At 37.5% G+C, this 26185-nt stretch carries 17 protein-coding genes and 1 pseudogene; 10 read left to right on the plus strand and 8 right to left on the minus strand.

What is annotated here, in order from left to right:
- Positions 1-121: 121 nt before the first annotated feature.
- Positions 122-1025 (minus strand): annotated as a pseudogene (locus tag F6K54_RS15905) (RNA-guided endonuclease InsQ/TnpB family protein); the annotation flags it as partial.
- Positions 1026-1364: 339 nt separating this feature from the next.
- On the opposite strand from F6K54_RS15905, the gene ppk1 reads away from it, so the two are divergent.
- On the plus strand, positions 1365-3536 hold the full coding sequence (gene ppk1 / locus F6K54_RS15910; protein ID WP_293079097.1) for a polyphosphate kinase 1: 2172 nt from the start codon (positions 1365-1367) through the stop codon (positions 3534-3536).
- A gap of 86 nt (positions 3537-3622) precedes the next feature.
- Here the strand turns inward: ppk1 and F6K54_RS15915 are convergent, their stop codons facing one another.
- Positions 3623-3784, minus strand: a complete 162-nt coding sequence (locus tag F6K54_RS15915; RefSeq protein WP_293079099.1) for a hypothetical protein — start codon at positions 3782-3784, stop codon at positions 3623-3625.
- Between the two features lie 58 nt (positions 3785-3842).
- Here F6K54_RS15915 and F6K54_RS15920 point away from each other — a divergent pair, with 58 nt between their 5' ends.
- Complete coding sequence (locus F6K54_RS15920) at positions 3843-4469, plus strand: reverse transcriptase domain-containing protein (protein WP_293079101.1); 627 nt, start codon at positions 3843-3845, stop codon at positions 4467-4469.
- Positions 4462-4830, plus strand: coding sequence for a hypothetical protein (locus F6K54_RS15925; RefSeq protein WP_293079103.1), 369 nt, complete (start codon positions 4462-4464; stop codon positions 4828-4830). Before F6K54_RS15920 ends, F6K54_RS15925 begins: the two co-directional genes overlap by 8 nt.
- Before the next feature lie 78 nt (positions 4831-4908).
- Here the strand turns inward: F6K54_RS15925 and F6K54_RS15930 are convergent, their stop codons facing one another.
- Positions 4909-5442: a hypothetical protein gene (locus F6K54_RS15930; RefSeq protein WP_293079105.1), complete on the minus strand. Its 534-nt coding sequence runs from the start codon at positions 5440-5442 to the stop codon at positions 4909-4911.
- A 510-nt stretch (positions 5443-5952) separates the two neighbouring features.
- On the opposite strand from F6K54_RS15930, the gene F6K54_RS15935 reads away from it, so the two are divergent.
- Together F6K54_RS15935 and F6K54_RS15940 are read left to right on the plus strand one after the other, a co-directional pair.
- Positions 5953-6351, plus strand: a complete 399-nt coding sequence (locus tag F6K54_RS15935; protein ID WP_293079106.1) for a transposase family protein — start codon at positions 5953-5955, stop codon at positions 6349-6351.
- Entirely contained in the window at positions 6345-6536 is a 192-nt protein-coding gene (locus F6K54_RS15940) for a transposase family protein (RefSeq protein ID WP_293079108.1), read from the plus strand. The genes F6K54_RS15935 and F6K54_RS15940 overlap by 7 nt, the downstream gene beginning before the upstream one ends.
- A gap of 689 nt (positions 6537-7225) precedes the next feature.
- On the opposite strand, the gene F6K54_RS15945 is transcribed toward F6K54_RS15940, so the two are convergent.
- The 5 genes from F6K54_RS15945 to F6K54_RS15965 form a co-directional block, all read right to left on the minus strand.
- On the minus strand, positions 7226-8674 hold the full coding sequence (locus tag F6K54_RS15945; RefSeq protein ID WP_293079110.1) for an RNA polymerase sigma factor: 1449 nt from the start codon (positions 8672-8674) through the stop codon (positions 7226-7228).
- A 516-nt stretch (positions 8675-9190) separates the two neighbouring features.
- On the minus strand, positions 9191-15292 hold the full coding sequence (locus F6K54_RS15950; RefSeq protein ID WP_293079112.1) for an AAA family ATPase: 6102 nt from the start codon (positions 15290-15292) through the stop codon (positions 9191-9193).
- Between the two features lie 121 nt (positions 15293-15413).
- Entirely contained in the window at positions 15414-17516 is a 2103-nt protein-coding gene (locus F6K54_RS15955; RefSeq protein ID WP_293079114.1) for a carotenoid oxygenase family protein, read from the minus strand.
- Positions 17517-17598: 82 nt separating this feature from the next.
- Positions 17599-18927, minus strand: a complete 1329-nt coding sequence (locus F6K54_RS15960; RefSeq protein WP_293079116.1) for an AAA-like domain-containing protein — start codon at positions 18925-18927, stop codon at positions 17599-17601.
- A gap of 1056 nt (positions 18928-19983) precedes the next feature.
- Positions 19984-20427, minus strand: coding sequence for a hypothetical protein (locus tag F6K54_RS15965; RefSeq protein ID WP_293079118.1), 444 nt, complete (start codon positions 20425-20427; stop codon positions 19984-19986).
- A 243-nt stretch (positions 20428-20670) separates the two neighbouring features.
- Here F6K54_RS15965 and F6K54_RS15970 point away from each other — a divergent pair, with 243 nt between their 5' ends.
- The 5 genes from F6K54_RS15970 to F6K54_RS15990 all read left to right on the plus strand — a co-directional run bounded on the left by F6K54_RS15970 (position 20671) and on the right by F6K54_RS15990 (position 25394).
- Positions 20671-22503 (plus strand): trypsin-like peptidase domain-containing protein, encoded by a 1833-nt coding sequence (locus F6K54_RS15970; RefSeq protein ID WP_293079120.1) that lies wholly within the window; start codon positions 20671-20673, stop codon positions 22501-22503.
- Positions 22504-23162: 659 nt separating this feature from the next.
- Positions 23163-23330, plus strand: a complete 168-nt coding sequence (locus tag F6K54_RS15975) for an element excision factor XisH family protein (protein ID WP_293079122.1) — start codon at positions 23163-23165, stop codon at positions 23328-23330.
- Positions 23331-23465: 135 nt separating this feature from the next.
- Complete coding sequence (locus tag F6K54_RS15980) at positions 23466-23759, plus strand: element excision factor XisH family protein (RefSeq protein WP_293079124.1); 294 nt, start codon at positions 23466-23468, stop codon at positions 23757-23759.
- A complete protein-coding gene (locus F6K54_RS15985; protein WP_293079126.1) occupies positions 23729-24064 on the plus strand; it encodes a XisI protein in 336 nt (111 codons plus the stop codon). The genes F6K54_RS15980 and F6K54_RS15985 overlap by 31 nt, the downstream gene beginning before the upstream one ends.
- Positions 24065-24347: 283 nt before the next feature.
- Positions 24348-25394: a MoxR family ATPase gene (locus F6K54_RS15990; protein ID WP_293079128.1), complete on the plus strand. Its 1047-nt coding sequence runs from the start codon at positions 24348-24350 to the stop codon at positions 25392-25394.
- The last annotated feature ends 791 nt before the right edge of the window (positions 25395-26185 follow it).

Raw genomic sequence — 26185 nt, forward strand, 5'->3', positions numbered from 1 at the left:
TACTTTTTTTACCGAAAAATTGTGGTTTAAAGCCTCCCCTTTTAAGGAGATAATAAAGAAAAAATTTCATTATTAGTCAATCCTCTTCTTTTCAAGGAGAGGTAATTATTCATTATTCATGTCTTCTAAACTCGTAAAATCACTATCTGCTAACTGATTTTCGCCAGCTTATGATTGGCTAACATACCGCTGACGTTCAAATCTTCAATTGACACAGTGCCGTGGTTTTTAGCTAGATATGTTGTCAATTTATGAAGTGCGTCTTTACGGATGTCAGCTATTCGTCTATGTTGTTTGGCTAGTCTAACTACAGCTTTGTACCAATTACTTGAATGCTTGACTTTCCTACTAAGTTGTCGTTGTAATTTTGCTAGTTTGTCTTGAGCTGTACGATAAGGCTTGATGCTTGGAAAAACTTCACCAGTGCTTAGTGTTGCTAGTGTCTTAACACCTAAATCTACACCTACAACTTCAGTATTTTTCGGTGTTGCAGTTGGAGTAAATTCAAAAGCCAAACTAACAAACCAATCACCAGCTTGTCTACTAATGGTGATTTTTTGAGTTGTTGCTTCAATGGGTTCATAAGTTTTTACCCAACCAATAAAAGGTAATTTATGAGACCAACCATTAAGTTTTATTGGTTTTCCACAATTATCTATTGTGTTTGCGTAGCATTCCGTAGGAAAGGAATCAGACCTACCTTTCTTCTTAAACTTTGGATGTTTACCTAAACCTTGAAAAAACCTCTTAAATGCTTCACCTAAGTTGATGTTTGCGCAGCATTCCGTAGGAAAAGCATATTGGTAAACCTTAGAAGATAAGCGTTTCATCCAAGGATAAAGTGGTTTAGTATGGTTAGTAAACACTTCTCTGAGTTTACGAACATTAGGCTTGTAACCGTCCTGATAAGCAGCATTCCACAGACTCAAGCCCCAGTTGTAGCACCACCGTGAATAGCCAGCGTGTTGAGCAAAGAGCGTTTTCTGTCGATTATTTAATTTGAGTTTTGTTCTGATAGATTTCATTTATGGGTGAGTGCAACCTGCCTAAAAGTATGCTTAAATATGCATTATATCGTTATTCTCGGATTAAGTCAATGCTCCTGTTTATTTTGCCTAACTCGATCTTGATTTAGAGTTTTGTTGGATAACAATACCATAGAATAATTAACAATAACTAGCGTGCTAATTATCAAAAAAGTTATTCAGTTTGATAAATTTTAACTTTGCCACCAATTTAACTAGATTCATCAAAGTATCTGACTATACTAACTATTTATTAAAAAAGTAGACTTTACAAAGGTTAAACACTACCTTACAATAAATATTAATTTTAACAAATATCAAAATATACCCTAATTAACTATGTCCAAAAACAAAAAAAATACGACAGAAAGTGCAGAAACTAAAGCAGAAAAAAATTTTAGTGATCCACAATACTACTTTAACAGAGAATTTAGTTGGCTAGAATTTAACCGTAGAGTTTTATCTGAGGGTTTAGACCCCCGTACTCCCTTATTAGAGCGTTTAAAGTTTTTAGGAATTTTTAGTTCTAACTTAGATGAATATTTCATGGTCAGGGTGGCAATTCTGAAAAAACAAATAGAAGCTGAAGTAAATAAATTAACTCCAGACGGTCGTACCCCACAAAAACAACTTGAAGGGATTAATCAAAAACTATTGCCAATGGTTTCTTTACAACATAAATTCTTTGAGCAAACCTTACAACCAGAATTAGTAAAAAATGGCATTTATATCCTAAATTATATAGACTTAAACCAAAAACAAAAAACATACTTACAAAACTATTTTGAAGAACATATATTTCCTGTATTAACACCTTTAGCAATTGATGCTAGTCACCCTTTTCCTTATCTATCTAATCTCAGTTTGAACTTAGCAGTAATGCTGAAAAATCCAGAAACTCAAGAAGATTTATTAGCCAGAATTAAAGTTCCCAAAATATTACCTCGGTTCTTGCCCTTACCAGAAAAATTACAGGCGCAAGAAAAGAATAAAACTGTCAATTGGATGGGAGTAGCTCTCGAACAAGTCATTGCTCATAATTTGGGTGCTCTATTTCCTGGTATGGATATCCAGGAATATCACCTATTTCGGGTTACTCGTGATGCCGATCTATCAGTGCAAGAAGATGAAGGTGATGACTTGCTATTGGTAATTGAAAAAGAACTACGAAAACGCCGTATTGGTGGTACCGTAGTGAGAATGGAAATTAATCCAACAATGCCGAGTACATTAAAAAAGACATTAATGGAAAAGTTGGAACTCTCAGAAAAGGATGTATATACAGTAGATGGATTACTTGATTTAAAAGATTTGATGTCATTTATGGGGTTGCCATTGCCAAAACTTAAAGATCCAAATTGGGTATCTACTATTCCTCAACGGTTACGACATCACGGCGATCGCATAGCAACTTCTGACCAGAATAAGAATAATGACATAGACTTTTTTTCAGTCATTCGTCAGAAAGATGTATTGGTACATCATCCATATCATTCTTTTACAAATACGGTACAAAGTTTCATTACTCAAGCTGCTCACGATCCTGATGTGTTGGCAATTAAGATGACTCTCTACCGTACTTCTGGAGATTCACCTATTGTCAATGCTTTAATTGCTGGAGCAGAAAATGGCAAACAAGTAGCAGTATTGGTGGAATTGAAAGCAAGATTTGATGAAGAAAATAATATTCAGTGGGCCCGGAAGTTAGAACAATCTGGCGTTCACGTTGTTTATGGTTTAGCAGGTCTGAAGACTCATACTAAAGTTGTGATGGTGGTACGTCAGGAAGAAGGTCATATCCGTCGCTATGTTCATATTGGCACTGGTAACTATAATTCCAAGACAGCTAAGTTTTATACTGATTTGGGTTTATTTAGCAGTAGTCCAGAGTTAGGAGCAGATTTAACAGATTTGTTTAATTTCTTGACGGGATATTCGCGCCAGCAGTCTTATCGGAAATTGTTAATAGCTCCTGTAAATATGCGCGATCGCTTTATTAAGCTAATTAATCGTGAAATTGAGAATTGCCAAAAAGGAAAAACAGGTCGCATTGTTGCTAAGATGAATTCTTTGGTGGACTCGAAAATAATTGCTAAGTTATACGAAGCTTCTCAAGTAGGGGTGAAAATTGATTTGATTGTTCGAGGTATTTGCTGTTTGCGTCCTGGTTTAGAGGGTGTAAGTGAAAATATTAAGGTAGTAAGTATTATTGGGCGTTATTTAGAACATTCTCGTATTTTCTACTTTTATAATAATGCTCAAGAGGAGTTATATATTGGTTCTGCGGACTGGATGCCTCGTAATCTTGACCGTCGGGTAGAAGCTATTACCCCTGTTGAAGATCCTGATTTAACGAAAGAGTTGCAAGAAATTATGGGTATTCTTTTGTCTGACAACCGTCAAGCTTGGGATTTACAATCAGATGGTGAGTATATTCAGCGTTGCCCTGTTGACAATTCTCCAGAATTGGGTTGTCATAAAATTTTGATGGAAACGGCAGTGAGTAATTAAAGGCAGATAGGTAAAGTGTGCGCACATGTATAAAGCACCAGCCTTGCAGAGTAGTTTGGTAGGCTAGGAAAAAGGGGAGTATTTGCTCAACCTCTTGGTATAGTTCCCCTTGAGCAACCTACGGATTCTGCGATCGGCTCTGCTGGTGCCGTTGACGTAGCCTCTCGTAGAGAAGGCCATCGCACGACCGAGCAATGGGTAAGCTTGTAGAAAGGCAAGCCCTCTCCATCTTTATCGTCATCTGTCAATATGTTGTTGATTGAACAAATTGCCTCACATGAAGTATTGGAAGCTGCTTTTCAGTGGGTGTGTGCTCAACGGGCCCACTACCATTTCAATGGAGATATTTGGCAGCTTAGGCGGTGGTGGTCAGAAAAAAAACAGCAGATTCAACAGCTTCTTGTGAATGGTTCCTACCGCTTTCGGGAATTACGAAGATTTCAGGCCAAAGATCGCACGATCGAATGGTGGTGTTCTCAAGATGCTCTCGTTCTGAAAGCGATCGCTATTGTTTTAACTGAACAGCTTCAACCTCATCTTAGTCCACGCTGTTTTCATGTAGCGGGTAGGGGTGGGTTAAAGGGGGCTGTACGTGAGGTTTATGCTCATTTGGATGAACATCAATTTGTTTTTAGGACCGATGTTAAAAAATATTATGCCAGTATTAATCATCATCTGCTCATGGATCTGGTGGGACAGTACGTGAAGGATGATGCTGTTATCGCTTTAGTCTGGGGTTATTTGCGCCACTATGTGTCCGATGGTGGAAAATATCTGGATATTACTCAAGGGATTTCTTTGGGTTGTCCTTTGTCTCCTTTGATTGGTGCTTTGTTTCTCAAACCTTTGGATGACCGCATGGCTTCCCTCCTGTTCCCCTCCTCGGAGGGGTTAGGGGTGGGTTGGTTGCTTTTATGTCCGCTATATGGATGATTGGGTCATCCTGGCTCCTACTCGCTGGAAGTTGCGGCGGGCGATTAAGGCTGTGAATCAGGTGATGGCTGATTTGTTGCTCGTGAAGCATCCAGAGAAAACTTTTATTGGTCGCATTAGCAAGGGGTTTGATTTCTTGGGTTATTGGTTTTCGCCGCACGGGTTGGGCGTGGCGAAAAAGACTGTGGAACGAATGATGGCGAAGGTGACTCAGCTTTATGAGCAGGGTGCGGATGATTGCCGCATTGAGTCTTACCTTCGCCATTGGTGGAGTTTGGTTGGATCTGGGGTGGATGAGGTGTGTCTGATTCGGTTTGCCTATAGAGTTGAGGACTTCAACTTTATAACAAGACCGACTTAAAGACCGCTTCTACCACTGCACTCTGATGCCAACGATCCTAAAATACGCTCTGTATCCTCTTTGTCCTTATTTGACACCCTAATAACCGAAGGTTATTGTTGTGGTAGGTAGGGTCATTGCTGCTCCGTTTTCATTCATGTGGACTTTGATCTGAGCAACGTTCTCTATTCCCTCCACTACAAAAGTTATATTATCGTCTACAAAGACTCCTGGCAAGTCGCCTGGTGCAACAGGAAAGTCGGGGCCTGGATCACAGACCAATTCGCCTTGATCCGGCTGGTACGCCTTGGGGTATGACATCACTGGTAGGGCCTTCGTTGCTTCACTATCGCCACTGTATATTAATTCCATTGAATATGGGCGTGTTGCAAAGTCGTTTCCTATGTCGATACATAGGTCTTCTCCAGGTCGTATTAGTTCGTTGCATGGTATTGAACTCTGGCCGTCGGTTGTTACCGCACAAGTGTGAGCACATGTGCCCTCATCCTGCAGGGTTAGATTGGTCGGACGATATACGACCCTTCCACATGCAGCCTCCGCAGGCATAGAGAACGACACGAGGATTGTAAAAGCCATTACAACCATCATCAGACTCTTCACGATTCTTTTCATCTCAATTAACCGAATAATGTTTAAGCTTTGGCATAATGAGAGATAACCATTTGTGAGTTTATACAAAGGCGCCGCTACGTTAACTACATCATTGGAGCCTAGGGTATTCTCAACATTGGTTTCTCACATTACTAAAATTAAGACGACCATCACGTCACTTTATGACACAGAAAAGGAAAAGATTTGGAAAGTAATAATCCCCACTGACTCACCAACGGTGTCGGGACAAATGACGTTAGTACATAGACATTGTACAACGAACTGTTAGTAAAGACATCATGCGCTAAATAATAATGGAAACATTAGCTTATTAGATATCGGAGATACAATAGAATATCGAGCAAAATCAACCGTCATCTGTACCCTCGGTTCGCTTCTGTCACGAACAGATTCGGCTACATTAAACCCAAGCCATAAACAGACTTTGATTGTTGCATACGGCAGTATGGTCTTATCGGAGGAGGGAGAAAAGCACGATTGCTACAGGCCAAAGACAAGTGATTTTTTATCTTGTTTTACTTTAAGTGCTACCCTACCTTTGATGTAGCAGGAGTGTTGTTTGATTTACACCGCAGTAGAGCACACCATTGGATGTTAAGACTACAGCTATTACTAGAGAGTGCTTTAGGGAAAAAAATGGCCTTACCAGAACGTAAGTTACAGAGCATTGAAGACTTTATTACCAGGTTTCCGTCTGCCAAAGAAGTGATGATTGATGGTACAGAGCGGCCAATACAGCGTCCCAAAGACCACCAAAAGCAGAAAAATCATTACTCAGGTAAAAAAAAGTGCCATACTCGTAAACATCTGATTGTGACAGACCTAGACAAAAGAGTTCTCGTTCTATCGAAAGCAAGAGAGGGCAAGGTTCATGGGCATTCGGCAGTTGGACGCGCGAAAAATTGGTAGATTTTGTGCCTGATGAAGTGAAAATTCATGTATATTTGGGTTTCCAGGGATTACAGAAGGAATTTGTCAACATCAAAATTCCCACGAAAAAACCTAAAGGAAAGGAATTAACTGAGGAACAAAAACATCTCAATAGAGAAAAAAGTAGCGATCGCGTCAAATGTGAACATACAATTACCAGGTGAGAAGAGATATAATGCAGCCAGAGGATTGTATCGAAATCACATCAAATATTTAGACGATCGCTTCATGTTCACTGCTGCTGGACTCTGGAATTTTTACCTGATGGCAGCATCGTTTAATCAGTGAAAAGCCAGGATTTTCCATTTCACTTTAAGGTTTTATTTCGCGACAAGTCTACTGTAACCCACATTCCGCACTACATAATTTAGTATAGAAGGAGGAGTCAGGAGACAGGAGACAGGAGACAGAATTTGAGAAGAAAATCATAGCTGCCGTGATCGAGAGCACGATCTAGTTTGTATTTTTGGGGAAATTTTTAACTCTGAAGTTGAACGTCGAAAAAAGTAATAGAGATGATTTGTAAAGTATAAATACCTACTAAGCCACATATTCGAAATTCTACTTTTAATGATACAAACTGAAGTGCGGAATGTGGGCTGTAAGGGTTGAATCAACCAAAATCAACCAAAAGTCTCCTTTCCACATAACACCATCCTATCATCATGAATTTAAGCCGTTTCCCGAAAACTAAATTATCAAAAAATAGGGGGTATTTAAGGAAAGCTAATCGGCGTTCGGCAGTAGGTTGTTCCCGATACGCTTTATTAACTTACACTGTAACATCTAACAGCGGTAAGCGCTGTATACCATGTCGGCATAATTGCCCTTTTAAAAAACTTCCCCGTGTCAGTCAAAAGTGGGAGTCTTCAACCTGACACGATATAACTTTCTCCTCAGCACCTCGAAAATAGCCGCTCAAATTCCCTTTGAGCTGTTTCCTTGCCCGATATTTTCGCCAGCACACATCATCGTTGGATACTCCCTGGCGTTGGGCTATTTCAGTATGAGTCCGCTCTTGGTTAATATGTAAAATAAAAGTGTCCCGCAAGGTTTCAGGTAAGTCTGCAACCGCCTGTAGAATCACAGTGGAGTCTTGCAGTCGCTCCAGACAACTCTCTGGCGACGCAACGTTTGAGGCTATACCCATCTCCTCAGTATCGCCCACCCATTCGATACTTTCAACACCCACAGCCTTTTGAGAAGGTTCTCTGATGATATCAATACAGAGGTTGCTAGTCAGCTTGAATAGCCAAGCCTTCAAGTTATCGATTTTCCCAGCATATTTCTGTACCTTTTCCCAAGCCTTGAGCATAGTCTTAGACATAGTTTCAACGGGAAAGCCAACAGGCGTCTTGATGGAACAAGGGTTTGAATCCCCCGCATCGTCTATATACCAAGTTGCCTTCAGACGTAGCACATTCATTTTCTCCCGGTCTCCATGTCTCCACGTGTCCAAGTCAGTCTCAACGACTGTCTTTGAATGCAACTGCGTATCCAATGATGGGGAGACAGTGACTGTTTCCAACCCAATATTTCCTTGGGACTCATATGTATGTGGCTTTTCCTCATTTTCCCATAAGGTAGATGATATGGGATGAACCCTCACTGTTACACTTCTATCATGTCGGCATAATTGCCCATTAGAACAACTTCCCCGCGTCCCCGCGTCCCCGCGTCCCCGTGTCAGTCCTAACCCGGAGTCTTCAAGCTGACATGATATTACTTTCTCCTCCGTCCCTCGATAATAGCTGCTCAACTTCTCTTTGAGCTGTTTCCTCGCCCGATATATTCGCCTGCACACATTATCGTAGGTTATCCCTTGGCGTTGGGCAATTTCTGTATGGGTTAGCTCTTGGTAAAAATGTAATATAAAAGTTTCCCGCAAGGTTTCTGGTAAGTCAGCGATCGCTTGTTGTATCTCAGTGGACTTTTCCTCTCTCTCCAGACAACTCTCTGGCGACGCAACGTTTGAGCCTATACCTATCTCCTCAGTATCTCCCACCCATTCAATACTTTCAACACCCACAGCCCCTTGAGAACGTTTTCTGATGAGATCAATACAGAGGTTGCTAGTCAGCTTGAATAGCCAAGCCTTCAAGTTATCGATTTTCCCTGCATATATCTGTACCTTTTCCCAAGCTTTCAGCATTGCCTGAGACAAAGCATCTTCGGCATCCGTTGGGTTAGAGTTCATAAATTTGAGACAACAGCGATAAAGCTGGTCCTGATATTCAGTCCATTTTTCCCAAAACTTAGATGTGAGTAGGTCGTTGCCTTGCCCCGTTAAAGCACAGTCCATTTTCTCTTCCCTGGATATTACTTGCTACCAACAATGACGTAAGGATAGCTATTTATTTGACCTATAAAACCCTATATAATTTGGCTTGTTTTCATATAGGGTTTAAGGCAGAGGGCAGAAGGCAGTACTGCAAGCAGAAACCGCAGGCTAGGCAGATAGCTCCATGGAAGGCAAAATTATTGTTGTGACTGAATTTGAGAGGAGTGAAAAGACCTTATCTTCAAAGGGTAACCGCCATATCAACACAAGTCATTAATTTTGTCAACCCTATAAAACTAATAACTTAATAAGTAATACCCAATAAGTAATAAGCGTGTTTACAAATAACATGCACGCCTGTCGAAAACTGACTTGTGAAGGTAGGCAACAGTGATAAGATTTGACGATTTCAGCATTGGAACTGATTGTTCTAACTGGCCTCATTAAGTATTTATGTACTGGTGCAAGATGTGAGTTTAGGGACTTGCGCCCCAAAAAGAAGATAAGAAACATTTTGAGGAGCAGTAGTACTTATTCTTAAACCTGGGATTCTACCCAAACAATATCAAATATCAACTCATAAATCCGATTATAAACCTTGATATATCCCCCTTCCTTCACCACTAAACCCGACAACAACAATTCCTTCTCCTCCAAAGTACCAACTGCCGTCACCTGACCTTGAGTTAAAATTTGTCTGTATAAATCTAGCAACTTATAACTAGGCTGTGTACTATCAAGAATCCGCTCCCTTATAGTTCTTAAATGTTCTGGTTCATCTTGTACTTCCCAATTCTCTATCACCTGAGCCTGGACTAAATTCTCCACCCATTGGGCTTCCTCATCAGTGGGAATAGGAGATGAACAGTCTCGTATCAATCGACAAATCTTTTGAGTGAGAAAGGGTTGTCCATTTGTCCAAGACAAGACTGCTTGCAAGACGACTTGCGGATTACTAACCTTTTCTGTCAACCCTTGCAGTAGAGGTTGAGCTTCCTGTAGTTGAAAACCTTTTAACTGAATAGCTTGACCAAGATTAAATGGTGTTCTTTTGGAGTCAGAGATTAAATCTGAAGGGGTGGCTACTCCCAATAAGACAAAAACTAAACTTTGATATCGGGGATTAAAACTCCGTTTATTATAGCAAGCACGAATCAGGGCAAAAAACTCATTCACTGAAAAATCCAAGGCGAGGATATTATCGATCTCATCTAAGAAGACTACTATTTTTTTGGCAGGCAGCTCATTATCAAGCCTGACTTCAGTTAAAATAATCTCTTCAATAAACTGACTTAAGCGTTGTAAGGGAGAAATATCTTTGCGATCATTCCACCAAGCTTTAAAATTAACCTTGTCTAACAAATCAAAGCCCTGCAATAATTCAATCATCAATCCCTTGTACCATTGCTCCGGTGTGATATTATCGCTACCAATGGAGGTGATATCAATAGTGGCACAAACTAAATTTTCTCGTTGTAGTTGATGCACCATGCTCACCATCAGACTGGATTTTCCCATCTGACGCGGGTTGAGAATATAACAAAATTCTCCTTTTTTCAAAGCTTGATAAAGCTCTCTGTCTGCGGAACGCACTACATAAGTGGGAGCATTACTGGGTAAACTACCCCCTACTTGATAGTCATAAGTTGAAGTGTCTTCTGCACTGCGCAACAGAGCATTTTCTACTCTAAGGATTTCTAACTGGAGGCGTTCCGTTTCTGCTTGTTGGCGTTGAGTGATGTCTTGAAAAGCAGCTATGGCATAAACTATTTCACCTTTGTCATTGAAAACTGGAGTAGCGGCAACTTCTAGGGGGATAATTTTATCTCCTTGGTGAATTGTTAGATTATCAACAGTTGTACTTTCACCTTTTAAAGCTTGCACAATGGGTTGTTGCTCGGTGGGATATAATTGCTCTGTGCCTGAGAGGTAAACTTGATAAGCTTTGGTGAACTCAGTTGAATCGCTTTGGGTGATAATGCCTTTACCTAGTATTTGTTGAGCAGTTTGATTAGCGTAGTAAGGTTTACCCTTAGCGTCTGTGACAAAGATACCTATGGGTACTGCTTCCAGAAATTGAGCTAATCTGGTTTCACTTTCACGCAATACCTCTTCTGCTTGTTGCCGTTTGACAATTTGCTGTTTTAAGGATAAATTAATATTAGCCATATCTTCATAAAGCTTGGCATTTTTGATAGAGATAGCCACTTGAGAAGACAGTATTTTTAACAGTTCTAATCGCTCCGGTGTAAAAGCTCCAGAGGTTAAATTGTTTTCTAAGTAAAGCCAACCCATAAAATTTCCTTGATACAGGACTGGGTTACATAAAAGCGATTGAGGCTGATTTTTAATGAGATACAAGTCTTGAGCAAAAATAGATTCGGGAACATCTTCCGAGTTTAACAAAATAGTTTCTTGGGTTCTTTTGACATAATTCAGAATAGATAAAGGTAACTGGAACTCATCTTGGATTACTGCTGGTTGATGCAAAACTAACTGGTCATTTTCCAGAGATGTCATGGCTTCAATAAAAAGCCGATTCTCCTGCTCTAAAATCAAGTAACTGATTTGAGCACCAGCATTTTTCATCAAGATTTGCATCAATTTTTCCAGCAGTTTATCGAGAGTGATTTCATTAGCTAGGCTTTGGGAAGCTTGAATAACGGTGGTTAAATCGATAACTTCTGTAGTCTTGGCAGATTTAAAAACAGGTTGCTTACCGGATACTAATGGTTGCGGTGTAAATCTTGCCGATACTTGAGCCAGAAGTTGTGGATATCTTGATTCCAAATCTTTGACTTTAGCTAAGGCTCCCCAAGCAAGATAACCATAATAGGCTTTACTCATGTAGGTTGTAGCAATTTCTTCCCTAGCTAAAGACAGATAGAATTCTGCTGCTCTTTCGTAAGCAAGGGCTTCATCTTGAAGATACCCCTGTTCTTTGGCACCGCGAATGGCGCAGTCATAATACTCCATCGCCAGCAGAATTTTTCCTAACACCCTAGCTTTTTCTGCTTCAACCAGCTCATACTTATGTTGATAATTCATTGGACAATGATCTGCCCAATATTTCATTTTCTCTTGATTTGCTACTACTTGGTTAAAATCCTCTGGGGAGTCCTTTTCTATCTCTAGATTAACGGTAAAATCAGCATGGGGATATGATGCTAAAATAGCTAAAGAATAGTAAAAATTATGCTGACTGAAAATAATTCCTGCTTGGACAAAACCAGCATATTTAAACCCAATCACCGCATATTTGATAGCATCTTGATAATCTTTAAATAAATAGCAAAGCAGACATTTAGCAAAATACAAACTAAACAGGGATATTAAATCGTTAGTATCTTCTAAATAAGATTTCATTTGGTTCTCATCTAGATAATCCCCAAGCAACAACAACTTATTGCCTGCTTTGCCTCTTAAGTTTGCTACTAACTGGCTATCGATGCTGCACATATTAAATTGATGCTCTTGTTTAAATTGTTTGATAAATTCAAGATATTTATCTTGATTCTTTTGTACAGCTTCTAAATTGTTGCCATTAAAAAATAAATGAGCACAGTAAAAATTAGCAGCATGACAAGCATGTTCTATATCACCGACTTCTAATCCACTTTGAATAGCTTGAAAAAGAGGTTCAATTGTTTCCCTACAATGCTTCTTACGGTGTTTAATATTAATCGACATTGCTACAAGAAATTTAGATTGAAGCTCTTTAGCATTCAACTGAGCTAAGAGCAGTTCAGCTAAATTATTTAATTCATAGGCGGTATCTATATCAGGTACGAACCAACTTGTTATAGAACCATAAGTAACATAAGCAAAAATAGATGGTGGTGAATTTCCATATTGCCGAGAAATATCCACCATAGTATATAAAATAGGTAAAGCTAATGAACTTTCTTCAAAACAAGCAGGCGGAAATATCAGTATTAAAATTTCCATTGCTGCAAGTTTATTAGCATCAGTTATTTTGGGAAGTTGTGCTAACTCTTGAATATTCAATTCTTGAGGTGGTAATTCAGATAAAGTTACTCCTAATTCTTTTAAGGCAGTTAATCCTGTTTCTAGGGCTGAACTGATTTTATTTTGAGCTAGCAGCAGCTGTGTTTTTAGCTGATATAGCCTGGCTTTTTCTAGTAGATATTTGACTGTTTTTAGAGCTAAATTGCACAGTTGAAAAGCGGCTTCTAAATTAGCATTAAGGTATTCGGTTTCTGAAGCTTCAAAATGCAAATCGAAGGCTAACTGATATTGCCCCTCCCAACTGGCTTCATTTAAAAGTTGCAGACCTACATTAAAATAGTTGACAGCAGCTTCATAAGCCGTAGCTGCCTTAGCTTTCTTGCCAGCAATGAGATTTAATTTAGCCAACTCATATTTTTCAGTTTCAGTCTGCAAAAACTTAGTGCCAAAATTCAATTGATTCACTACTAAAAAAATCTGCTCTTCTTGCTCTTCTAGGAAATTATTTTTGAGCAACAGTTGACCGATTTGATAATGAGTTATAGCAATTTCTGATTCAGGTATCAAAGAATAAGCAGCTTGCTGTACTCGGTCATGCAAAAACTTATAATTAACCTCAACATTTTGCTGTTGAAAATTTAGTGATTCTGACTCTGAGAAAACTAGCGGGATTTTATAGGTATCAGACAGAGGTAAAATTAACCCCGCCATAAGTGTAGGTAACAGTTTTTTTGCTGCATATATTTCTGAGTTTTCATTAATTACAGCTAGAAGCTTGAGGTTAAAACTATTACCAAGACAAGCAGCAAATTTTAGGAGTCTTTGTGAAATAACTGGTAAATCTTGAATTTTTTGAGCAATTAAATCAATAATATTATCCCCTAAAATTTTCGTAAATTTATGATTATTTAAATCTAAATTCCAATGACAACTAGCAGTCTGATAAACCAGTATTTTTTCAGTATATAGAGTTTTGATTAATTGAGTTAAGAAGAAAGGATTGCCTCTGGTTTTTTCAAAAATCAACTCCGACAGAATCTTTAATTGCTCGGCATCTATATTTCGGCTTAAGCTGTCGCCAATTAATTCCGTAACCTGAACTTTAGACAAAGGTTCAACTACAATATTATTAATAACAGTGCCAATTTCTCTCACCTTATCTATAGTTTGAAATAATCGATGACTGGCAGTTACTTCATTATTTCGATAGGCTCCAATAATCAATAGATATTTACTACTATCATCAGTACTGATTAACTGCATCAGTTTCAGAGAAGCTGCATCTGCCCACTGTAAATCGTCTAAAAAGATAACCAAAGGATGTTCTGGTTGACAAAAAACATGAATAAATTGTTGAAATACACGATTAAATCTATTTTCCGCTTCCAATAAACCTACTGCTAATACTTCTGGTTGTGGTCCGATAATTAATTCAACTTCAGGTATAACATCAATAATGATTTGACCATTAGCCCCTAAAGCCAGCAGTAATTTTTCTTTCCAAGCAGCAATCTTGGCTTCACTTTCGATTAATAACTGACGAATTAACTCTTGAAAAGCTCTAATAAAAGCGCTATAAGGAATATTTTGTTTAAGCTGGTCAAATTTGCCTCTAATAAAATATCCTCTGTATTTAACCAGAGATTGAGAAACTTCATTAACAATGGATGTTTTGCCAATACCTGAGTAACCTGAAACCAAGGTTATTGCCGTTGTTCCTTGAATTACTCGATAAAAACTATCTAATAAAACTTGTACTTCTTGCTCTCGTCCATAAAGTTTTTGTGAGATAATAAGTTGATTACCCTCATCCCCCTTACCCAGGACAAAATCTTCAATTTTTCCTCCAGTTTCTAGTTGCCATAAACAATTTTCTAAGTCAATTTTTAACCCTGTAGCACTTTGGTATCTATCCTCAGCATTTTTAGCTAAGAGTTTCATGATGATCTTGGCAATAGCTTCAGGGATATTGGCTTTTTCTGTAGGATTTGTGGGTTTTCTTGCCATGTGGCAATATAGCATTTCCACTGGATCATCACTGTAAAAAGGTACGATGCCAGTGAGCATTTTATAAAAAGTAATCCCCAAAGTATAAAAGTCAGTGCGATAGTCTAATAAACGATTCATTCTTCCCGTTTGTTCGGGAGAAATATAGGTAAGAGAGCCTTCTTGCCAGTCAAGATGACTAATTGTTTGTTGCTCTGGGGGCAGAAGAATAGCACGACTAAAGCCAGTCAGTTTTACTTCTTTGGTTTGGGGATTAATAAAAATATTATCAGGTTTGATATTGTTATGAATAATTGACTGTTTGTGGATTGCAGTTAAAGTTGATGATAAGGAAATAGCAATTTTGAGGAAATCTTTGCTAGGGAGTTGATTGCTCTGAAGAAACTGAGATAAAGGTTGACAGCCAAAGTCTTCTAAAATTAAAGCTAAATGATTTTGATATCTCTCTAATTTATAATGTTTAACAATGCCTCGACAATCTATTGTTTCAGAGATTTGGTATTCCTGTTTAAATTGAGTAATATCTTCTAAGGTTACATCTGCAAGGGGAAGTATTTTTATCAATACTGGTTGTTTGCTTGTATCGTCTATTCCTTTATATAAAATCGTTTTTTTGTCAACAAATAGAGCTTCTGTGAGCTTAAATCCAGGAACTACAACCATAATAGTTTAAAAAAAAATAACTGTGGCAATACTACCACAATCATTCAGAGAAGAGGTATAAGAAAGAAGGAAGATTGAGGCTAGTGAATTAATTTTCAATAAGCCTCACTTGTTGCTGTGACTAATTACATGCTTTGTTTATTTCCTCTTTGAGTGTTTCTTTGTCTTTACTAGAAAAGGAAGAAGGAGCCCAAGTATCTATCCAATCACATAAGCCATGGGTTAGCTCTACATTATCACTAGAAGAACCACTGTCAGATATATTTTTCAACCACGCTGTGTGCAATGTCAGTCCAAAATTTAGCTCTTCATGCCACAATTTACATACTGGCCCTTCTTGGAGAGCAGCAGCATTAAAAATCCAGATTTCACTTCTATCTGGAGTAAAAGCAACACATACAATGTCACCATCGGTAGGGCTATCTGTTCCACCCTTGCGTGGAACAAACTGTGGTGAAAACCCTATGTAACCTGGGGGAAACTTGTAATAGTCTTCAAAGGTCAATGACTCAGCATCCAATCGATATAAGCAAGAAGATATACCTTCTTCGGCTCGTTCAAGAAGTTCATTCAATTCTACTGTTCTATATTCATATTTTTTGTATTGATCATACATGAACTTAGTTGTAAGCTCTTCCCAAAGCCCTAGAGAAGTCCAGTAAATTTTATCCAACTTCTGTAGAGGAGTGTGACCTGGAAAATTACGACTATTATAAGTATACAATCCTGCTCCCCAAGTGAGACCTTCGTCCGACTGATCATTAATAAAAGATTGAACAGACGGTTCTTCATTAATATCTATTACATGGCGTGCCATTAAGCTAATATCCATTTCACCTATCTGTATTCCTAACAATTCAGGAGGTATCCTCTTATTTCCTTGAGCTAATTTATCTCCCTTACGGAGCCATTGTGCAATATCCCAAGCACAAATATGAGCAGCATGAAGTGTAATTTTTGAATCACTATTCTCATGAGAGTAATCCAGTAAAAAATGGGATATTTCACGATGTATTTCTACTTGATGTGCCTCGACTTCTGCTGAACCATTTAAGTTTTCGCGAGGCACTATATATATCATGTTCTCCGGTGATGGTGTAATGCGGAGCAGCCTTCGTAACGGCTTTGTGAATAGAGATAGAGGAAAAGGGAAATTATTGATCATCTGCTCAATTCCAATAGCAAAAGAGGTATCTATTAGAACTACATATTTCTCAGTTATCCCAACCTGATGCATACTTTGGCGAATTTTGATTGGTCTCCCCCTGGAATCAACTATCTTCCACTTTTGCAAATTCTCTGTAGCATCCCATTTCATCACATAGACAAAATTATCTAGACTCAAAAAAGATTGAATATTTAGACAAAGTACCCTCCAAATTAATTGAAGATATTTAATTAGATCGATCAAACAATTAAAGATTCCAAAGATTTTTGTATCAGTTTTAGTCTTTGTTCGATTTTCTGAAATTATATTAGTGAGCAGACCTAAAGACCAAGGAAATATTCTCAATAAATTTAATAATGACCTAGAGTAGTTAACAGTAAACATCTCTTCTGTCTGGTGGTCAAAGATAGGGTGAGCCGTGCTTAAAATTGTTGGAAAAAGATGTCTTGGTTGGTTAGGATCTGGTATCCATTCATCCAAACTTCCCACAGGCTCTTGTACATTGAGGGTCTTTGTATTAATTTCGTAAGGGATACCTGCATCATAAGTTATTAACAGGCGCTCATGGTTATCTTTACTAAATTTGAAGGGGACAAATGCTGTATTTAATTGATTGCGAAGACCAAGTGCAGGAGAAAATCTGATCAATCCAAAATTATAAAATTTGAATATTGCACGATATTCAAACTCTGTACTTGCTTCAATTATTCTGTCAAGCTTGTAATCGGGAGGATTGGCAACTTTTTGCTTCCATTTAACTTTACCTACCTCGTCAAAATCGAATCGATAAATCATTCCGTCACCATTCATAAATGTATTTCCGTTATCATCTATCAGATTACGTTGACTAATCCTTTTATATATGTCCTTTAATATAGGTCTCCCGTCTTCATCAAGCTCAAAATTACCGACTGGTGCTACTATAAAAACATGACCGTGCAAACCATCAGGTAAATTATCAGGTCCATAGCCGTCTACAAAGTGCAATTCTTGTGGTTTTAGAAAGTTTTCACGACTCGCATCCATAATAGAGCGCGGAACTTGATTTTCAACCATTACTTTCTCCTTCTGATTGATAATTTTTTTAATAGTTTACTTGAATTGAACCGAAAAGTACAGAGCTGACGACCAAAATTAATCAGCGATCGCTCATTTCCTTTAAGGTTTGCTGGAAATAATCTCGATACAACTGACAACTAATAACCGCCTTATTATTAGATAATCTAATTAACCCCATACTATTTAACTTGTAAGCCTGGATCGGTTCTAATAATATAGGTTCAGTAGCGACTATCACTTTATTCAAAGCGCTTGCTAATTTTGAGTCTTCGTACAACTTCTCTTGATGACGATTCAAGTGACTTGCATAAATTCCTGTAGAGGTAGGAGCCGTTTTTAATAGTTCTTTCAATGTCATTTTCTCCTGACTAAGATAATAAATAGCAAGATGCACTAGAGCAGGATGTCCTCCTACCATCGTCATCAAAAGATTTGCTTCTTCCCCATCTCTCCAGCTTAATTCGTAACATTTAGCTAATTCTACAACTTCTTCCCAACTCAAACTACCTAGCTGTATCGGCAATCCTACATTGAAAGGTGACTGCTTAAGTTGCAGAGGCACATAACTTTCAGTTGAGTGAACCACCACTAAGCGCAACTTCTGCCACACCAAAGTTGTTTTAGCTTTCTCGTACCACAAACGTAACAAAGAGAAAAACTCTTTTGCTATTTTCAGATTCTCAAAAACCTGATTCACTTCATCCAGAGCTAGAAGTAAGGGTGCGTTGATTGATTTTAGCAAATAATTTTGGAAGTATAAATTGCAACTAGCCTTACATCCCAGCTCCTCATCCCAATAGTCATCTAACTTGAGATCTAAGTCTAGCTCATGGGTAATATTAATACAAAAAAAGCGCAAGAAGGTGCTAACATCCCTGAAAACTTCTTCGTCTAACTGTTGCAGATTGAAATAAATGGTGTGATAGCCCGACTCATTTGCACGCTTAATAAGACGGAGTAGCACAGAAGTTTTGCCCATTTCTTGAGGTGCTTTTATTCTCACCAAAGCTCCAGGTTTCTGAATCTCTGCAGATATTTTATTTTCAATATCAGACCGCTTTATATAATATTGAGAATCTAGAGATATAACTCCCGAAGGAAACAGAGGTTTCTCTTTCCAGACCAGAAAAAATTTTTTAATTAGTTTCATGCAGTTTCTTTTGCCCACCCTCTGACCAATAAGACAAGAAAGTTTTTTAAACAAACTAGGGGCAACAATATTGGTAATATAACCGCAGCTATAGTTTTTCTCTAGGGCTATTTGATCATAGGTATAATCCCGCCAAATACCCTTGAGAGTTTGTGTTTCTATGGTACTTAGAGGAGAATAGGAAATCTGAGGCAGTCTGAGATTTATGGTCTCTAGGACAAAATCTATGTCTAAATCTTTAGTTCTTTCTTCACACATACAATGGTCTATCGTAAGTTTTACACTATTTCAAACATAATACTTTGATTCTGGAGTTTAGACTAAATAGTTGAAGATGCAATCAAGGAAAGGATTTAAAAAAAATGGCGTTGGTGATTCTGGGCATGATTTGATAATTTTATATTTTGTATTTTGTATTTTGTATTTTGGATGGTTTGAACTACTTGTTAATATTAACTGTTCCCTGTTCCCAGTTAAGTGTTCCCTATTCCTTATAAACCTACTTTCATACCTTAATTCACCAACGCCAAAAAAATTTAGACCATCAACAGATGTAAGAAACAAGATTTGAGATTAGTTGACAAAATTGAGGGGCATAGTAATTTTCCAACCCAATCTCATACTGTTCAGCAATACTTATACTAATACTATTTAAGTTCTTTGTCAGCAATCATCAAAAGAGTTGTCGCTTTATAACTTAAAAATGCCGGAAAACCCCTGTCCCTTAAGCTATGCTTGATCAACATCTTTCTTAACGTAAAACTTGACAAAAAGAGTAAAATGTGAAATGGAAAAAAATATAGCTATGGGATGCGATCGCTGACTACTAATACCATTTCTCAAAAGTTTTGCTACATTTCCTTGGCAGTAGGGAGTAGGGAGTAGGGAGTAGGGAGTAGGGAGTAGGGTTTAAAGGAATAAGATATTTTGGATTAATGCCGATAATCCTCTACATTCATTACTGAATCATTTTTCTACAACCTTTGCGGGAATATTATTAGCTAATACATTTTCTTCATCTCCCACATCCTCAACAACATGAGCGCAGATAAGTAAATAAGTATAATTTTCTTCCCGATAAAAAGGAAACCCAGTACCAATAACATTTGCTTTTCTGTCACTAGCACTGGTAATTAAAACAATAGATTCTGCTAAATTTTCTGAGTTATATCATGTCCGGATAATCAGTGATAAAAAACCTTTTTCCCTTCTAACCTTTTCTTCCCTTCTGCCTTCCCCTCCTGGGAGGGGTTAGGGGTGGGTTGCCTCCTGCCTTCGGAGCTCCAAAGTGTAAGTATTCAACCGGAAATGATATTAATCATCCTTTGAATATTTTAGATTAAGCACTAATATCATATCCAATAGTTGGAGATGGGGAGTAGGGGAGATTGAAGTAATATCATGTCCGAAGGCAATCATTTGTTTAAACCCAAGATTGAATATCTGGAAATTTAAGTTTTTTTCTTCCTTCTTCCTTCTTCCTTCTTCCTTCTTCGAGATCAGGTTTTTGATCGCGCTATTATCCGGAAATGATATAATACCAAACCCGGTAGGATCAATGTAATTAGATTCATAGGGTGGATACCCACCCCTCGCCCCTCCCCCTCCCAGGAGCAGGGCTGTTTCATTCTCGATAGACACGGGGACGCACCAGACACACCAGACACGGGGATAGAGGCTTTTAAGCGGCGTTGGACCAAATATTCTCTCAGAGCTTAAAGACGCGTACTTTGCTGAAAAATCGGCAAATTTTGGCAAATTTCACTGTTCCACTATTCCCATTACTTCCATTCTCCCGTGCATCCTTAATTACAATACTTTAAAACAGCCCTGCCCTCCCAGGAGGGGAATGTGAGGAAATGGGGAGATCGAGAAAGATTTGGCAATGGCGCTTAGATGAAACATTTTTTTATACCGAACCCTAGCGGATTTGATATAAGAACTTTATTATAGTTAATTAAACGGACGTGATATTAGTTCTTAATTCATAATATTCAGAATATGATTAACCCAGAAAATTTAGAAGAATCTATTGTTTTAATTACCAGTGCTAGTAATGCCCATATTGGCACTGGATTTGCTTTTTATCGGGAACAAAATTATACTTACCTGATTACCTGCGCTCATGTTGTTAAGGATATGGGTGGTGAGGAAAATGTACGGGTGAATAATAATAATGATATTCCCGCAGATGTTGTAGCAATAGAAAATACCTTTGATTTAGCAGTTTTACGAGTTAAAGATATGTTGAATCTTCCTCTGTTAAAGTTAAAAGTTTTATCTGGGGAGAAAAAATATTACCAAATTAATATTCCTGGTAATTACCTCTACAGTAGCGATCATAAAATACCTGAATACAAGATAATTACAGGAAAAATTAGTCAAAGAAGCAAAGCAATTCAGCTTCAAGAAAAAGTTGTTGTTTGGGAATTAAATATACAAAAAGGAAAGCTTCAAAAAGGTTATAGTGGGGCACCTATTGTTGAAGAAACAGGTTTTGTTGTGGGTGTAGCTACCCACATGGAGGGCATAAAAGAAGAGGAAGGAAAGATTGGAAGAGCTATTTGTATAGAAGCTCTAAAAAAGATTTGGCCTGATATTCCTCCTACTATTTCTCAACAACTTAAAAGAGAGAGTTATACATTGACTCAATTGTTGGTTAAAGACAGTAATTTTAACAATATTTCTTCGGCATCTTTTCCCCATATAGATTTTTCTGGTATCTCTCCAGAGACTATCCAAAAGGCTTATCAAAATTCTTTACCTGCCGATGCAGAAATTTGGGATTTTGAAGCAGATAATATTGAACAAATCTTAGAAAATTTGCATCAATTTAGAAGAATATATGAGTTTTTTGAACACTTAATTCAAGGTCCAGATATTCCTCCGAAAATTCGTAATCAATTGCAAAATGGATTAGAAAAACTAGCACAAAAAAAGCCTTTAAGAGAAAATAATAATAAATCTTCAACAGATTTTTTTTCTGAAGAATTAGAAAAAGTTGAATCTTATATATTAGCAACACTTATTCCAGATGAAAATGAATATTTTTGCTTGAATGCTTGGTTAATTATTGATGATTCAGTACAAAATTTATCGAAATTTCAATCCCTCCTTGACCACAAAGAAAAACAACAGGGAATATTTTGTAAGTCAACTCAAATTTCCAAAGAATTCGATCTGCTTCTCAAAAAAGCATTGAAATATCTAAGAGGCAAAAAATCTTCTCTAACAATAGAGTTTTTCTTACCCAGTAATTTAATGTGTGAGGAAGTAGACAGATGGAAAATTTATGACCCCATAGCTGAAGAAATTACTATAGGAATTAAATATCCAATTAGATTGCGATCGCTCGAACGTCTTAATCTTGATTATTTAGATTATTATCTATCTCAATGGTACGAATATTGGGATAAAGTTAAACAACTTTTACCTAATAAACCTAGTTTGGAATTATTTGAACATTTAGAAGAAATGGAGAGTTTTAACTGGAAATTATTGAAAAGTAATCTCAAGGAAAAAATAGGATTGAAAGTTACTCGCGCTCATCCTCAATCTATCAGGAAAGATTTGTTTAGAGCGATTTTGTCAGCTACAACCCCTGTTGTTATTTGGACAAGAGCTGATATTGAGCGTCGGGAAAAAGTAAATTTGATTGATGAAATATTAACTTTTCAACCACTGTGTTATTTATGTGAATCAATTAGACAAATTCGAGAAAAAGCTGATGCTCAAACTGAGGAGCATTTGGGTTTTCATTTAGCTATTCTTTGGGAAAATCCCTATCGTTTAACTCCTGATATAATGGTTGAATTAATTACACCTGGACAATAACGAATTCAGAATTTATAAGTCAGATTTTATCGACTAAAAACTTTGATACACCAGATTTCAAACTAATGCGGTACAACTGACAGGTTCATTAATGGATAATTGATAATGGATAATTGATAATTACCTCTGGTTAAAACCGTTCTTGATTGAATATAAGGAAATATTATTTCTTCTCTTGGTCGATTGGATATAGCGAGGGGACCTCGCCATCCCTCGACCGCTTTTTTCCCTTAAAAGGGGAGGCTTTAAACCAGAATTATTTAATTATTAATTAGTTAATTATTCGGTAAATTTTTTTTGCTTGTTCACTACCCTAATTCCCATCTTCTCTACTCCCTACTCCCTACTCCCTACTCCCTAAAAGTATCAATATATGTACCTCATAACGGGCGGAAACTTCTGTGATACAATAGTTTTCGGCAATTATTTTACATTTAAAATTTAGCAACTATTTGTGATACAAAAATGAAATGAAAGTTGTAGGTTTTTGTACATAGTAAGTGAGTTTTTTTTGAGGAGTGATCGCCCTCATTATTCCCCCTATTGCATTCCCAATAATTTTTCTGCTATAATTCCACACAACAGTTTCAAATATTAATAGGAGATACCTTTGAACCGAATCGTTTTAATATCCAAAAACTTCTCTTTATTTTCCCATAATGCCAGCTAGAGATACTTACCATAACAACTTAATTAACGCTCTGGTCAAAGATAACTGGAGCATAACCGATGACCCTTACTTTATGAAATGGGGAGTCAGGGATATGTATGTAGATTTAGGTGCTTCTTTACTTCTGGCAGCAGAAAAAGAAGAGTTCATTAATTGATAATTGATAATGGATAATTGATAATTACCTCTGGTTAAAACCGTTCTTGATTGAATATCAGGAAATATTATTTTTTTTCCCTTAAGAGGGGAGGATTTAAACCATAATTATTTAATTATTAATGATTAATTATTAATGATTAATTATTCGGTAAAAATAGCAGTAGAACTGAAAAGTTTTTCAGGTGCTTCCCCAATGAACGATCTAGAAAATGCTGTTGGTCAGTATATCGTTTACCATGATGTACTCAAAAAAACCAACCCAGAAAGAATTCTCTATTTAGCAGTAGATGAAGAAGCTTTTGAGGGGATATTCAGCGAACCCATCGGCCAACTAATGCTAGAAAATCACCGCTTAAACTTAGTAGCTTTCCACAAATTAGAGGAGGTAATTATTGAATGGATACCATCAGTAAATATCAACAAATAATCGAAAAAATAATCGGCGACTATGCTCAATTGCGCTATTCCTATAGCGAAATAGAGAGAAAAACAGTTTTTGACCGAAAACAGAACCATTATTTATTGATGATTATGGGAGTAGAGGGTCATAAAATGGTTCATGGTTGCATACTTCATCTGGAAATCAAAGGCGATAAAATTTGGATTCATCGTGACGGAACTGAAGATGGTATAGCAAGAGAATTGTTAGCAGAAGGGGTTCCCAAAGACAAAATTGTTTTAGGTTTTTATCACCTAGAAACACGGGAATTAACCGATTTTGCAGTTTGTTAGTTTCAGGGGTGTTGGCGGACCTAACGGTCATTTCAGTTATCAGTTATCAGTTATCAGTTATCAGTACCTCCGACTAAATCAATTAAATAATTCAGCTTTATTAGCCTCCCCTTTCAAGGAGAAAATAAAGAAATAATATTTCCTTATGTTCAATTATCTCGGTTTTAACCAGAGGTAATTATCCATTATCCATGATCAATTAATGAACTCTTCCTTACCTTCGCTATACAATACTAATACTATTGGACATGATACAAATTAAAAAAATTATTGAAAAAAATTTATGAATGACTGGAAAATATTTCAAGGTAATAGCCAACCCCATGATGAAATTATTCGCCTTCCCGAACCTCCAAATTGGCGTAAATTTATTGGTGCAGATAATCAGATAATTAAACAAATTGAACAATGTTGGAACAACTTTTTAGATGAGAAAGGTAAAACAACAGAAGATTCGGAAAGAGGCAAAAGTTTTCGGATTCAAACTGACAGTAATAATGACAGAAATAGTGTCATCAATATGGTTAATGCCGCTCTATATTTAAGGAGACCATTGTTAGTAACAGGCAAACCCGGAACAGGAAAAACTTCTTTAGCTTACGCAGTAGCTTATGAATTGAAATTAGGGCCTGTTTTACCTTGGTATATTACTGCTCGCTCAACTTTAAAAGATGGGTTATATGATTATGACGCGATCGCTCGTCTTCAGGATGTACAAATGGGCGATAAAAGTAAGGATATTGGTCGTTATATTAAACTTGGCGCTCTGGGTACAGCTTTACTTCCTTTCCCTAAACCAAGGGTTTTATTAATTGATGAAATTGATAAGAGCGATATTAATTTACCTAACGATCTACTCAATTTGTTTGAGGAGGGGAAGTTTGAAATTCCAGAATTAGCTCGTCTTTCTAAAGAAGTTTCCCAGGTAGAGGTTCGCACTTATGATGGGATGGATGTACCAATCAAAGAGGGAAAAGTGTGCTGTCAGAATTTCCCTTTGATTATTCTCACCAATAATGGGGAACGAGATTTTCCACCAGCTTTTCTCAGACGATGTTTGCGGTTAACCATGCCTTATGATCCTGATGCGACAGCGTTGAAAGAAATTGTTAGAGCGCACTTGGGTAGTGATGTGTTAACCAAGGATGAGGCAAAAATTGAAGAATTGATTCGGAAGTTTATCAAAAAACGTTCGGGAGGAGACCTTGCTACAGACCAACTTTTGAATGCTATCTACATAATGACTCGCCAGTTAAAACCGGAACAACAGGATGAGGAAAATTTGACTCAGGTGTTGCTGAAATATTTGACCAGTGAGGAGGATAGATAATACCATTTCTCAAAAACTTTTCTACATTTTGTTGAGCAGGGGAGTAGGGGAGTAGGGGAGTGGGGGAGTGAGTGGGGGAGAAGAAAACATAAGAATAATGAATATTAAATTAGCTAAAATCAGCAAAAAAGTAATTCTACTTCTGCTAATTAGTTAATAACTGAAGTATTGCGCAAGTATAGCACTACTTTTGGGAATTGGTATAATATCAAATCCGGGAGTGTGGGGAGGGTGGGAAGTGTGGGGAGTGTGGGAAGATTTGGCAATGGTGCTCAGATGGAACATTTTTTTATACCGAATTAAGCGGACTTGATATGATTGAAAAATTAATTACAGCACTGAGTCAGGAAGTGGAAATGCCATTTCAGTTATCAGTTATCAGTATCTCCTTTTGAATGCTATCTATATAATGTGCAAGTTATATCATGTTCCCCTTCCGGGGGAGCTACGCTAACGGATAATCAGTTATAATTAGGACTTACGCAGATACGGTATATATAGCACTCAAAACTATTGGACAATAGTTATTGGACTCTATAAATAGTGCCTTTGCGTAAGTCCTGATAATAAAATTTAATGACTGACAGTACCGACAGTATCAAAAATATACTGAAATCATCTTAACTTTCCTTCTTTTTTCCCCTCCTGGGAGGGGGAGGGGCGAGGGGTGGGTTGACTCCTGACTCCTGACAACAGTTATTGATAAGTATTCAACCGTTAGCGCAGCTCCCCCGGAGGGGGAACATGATATTAAAACCCGAAAACAGGATGAGGAAAATTTGACAGAAGTG

Source organism: Okeania sp. SIO3B5 (assembly GCF_010692555.1).
Taxonomy (GTDB): domain Bacteria; phylum Cyanobacteriota; class Cyanobacteriia; order Cyanobacteriales; family Microcoleaceae; genus Okeania.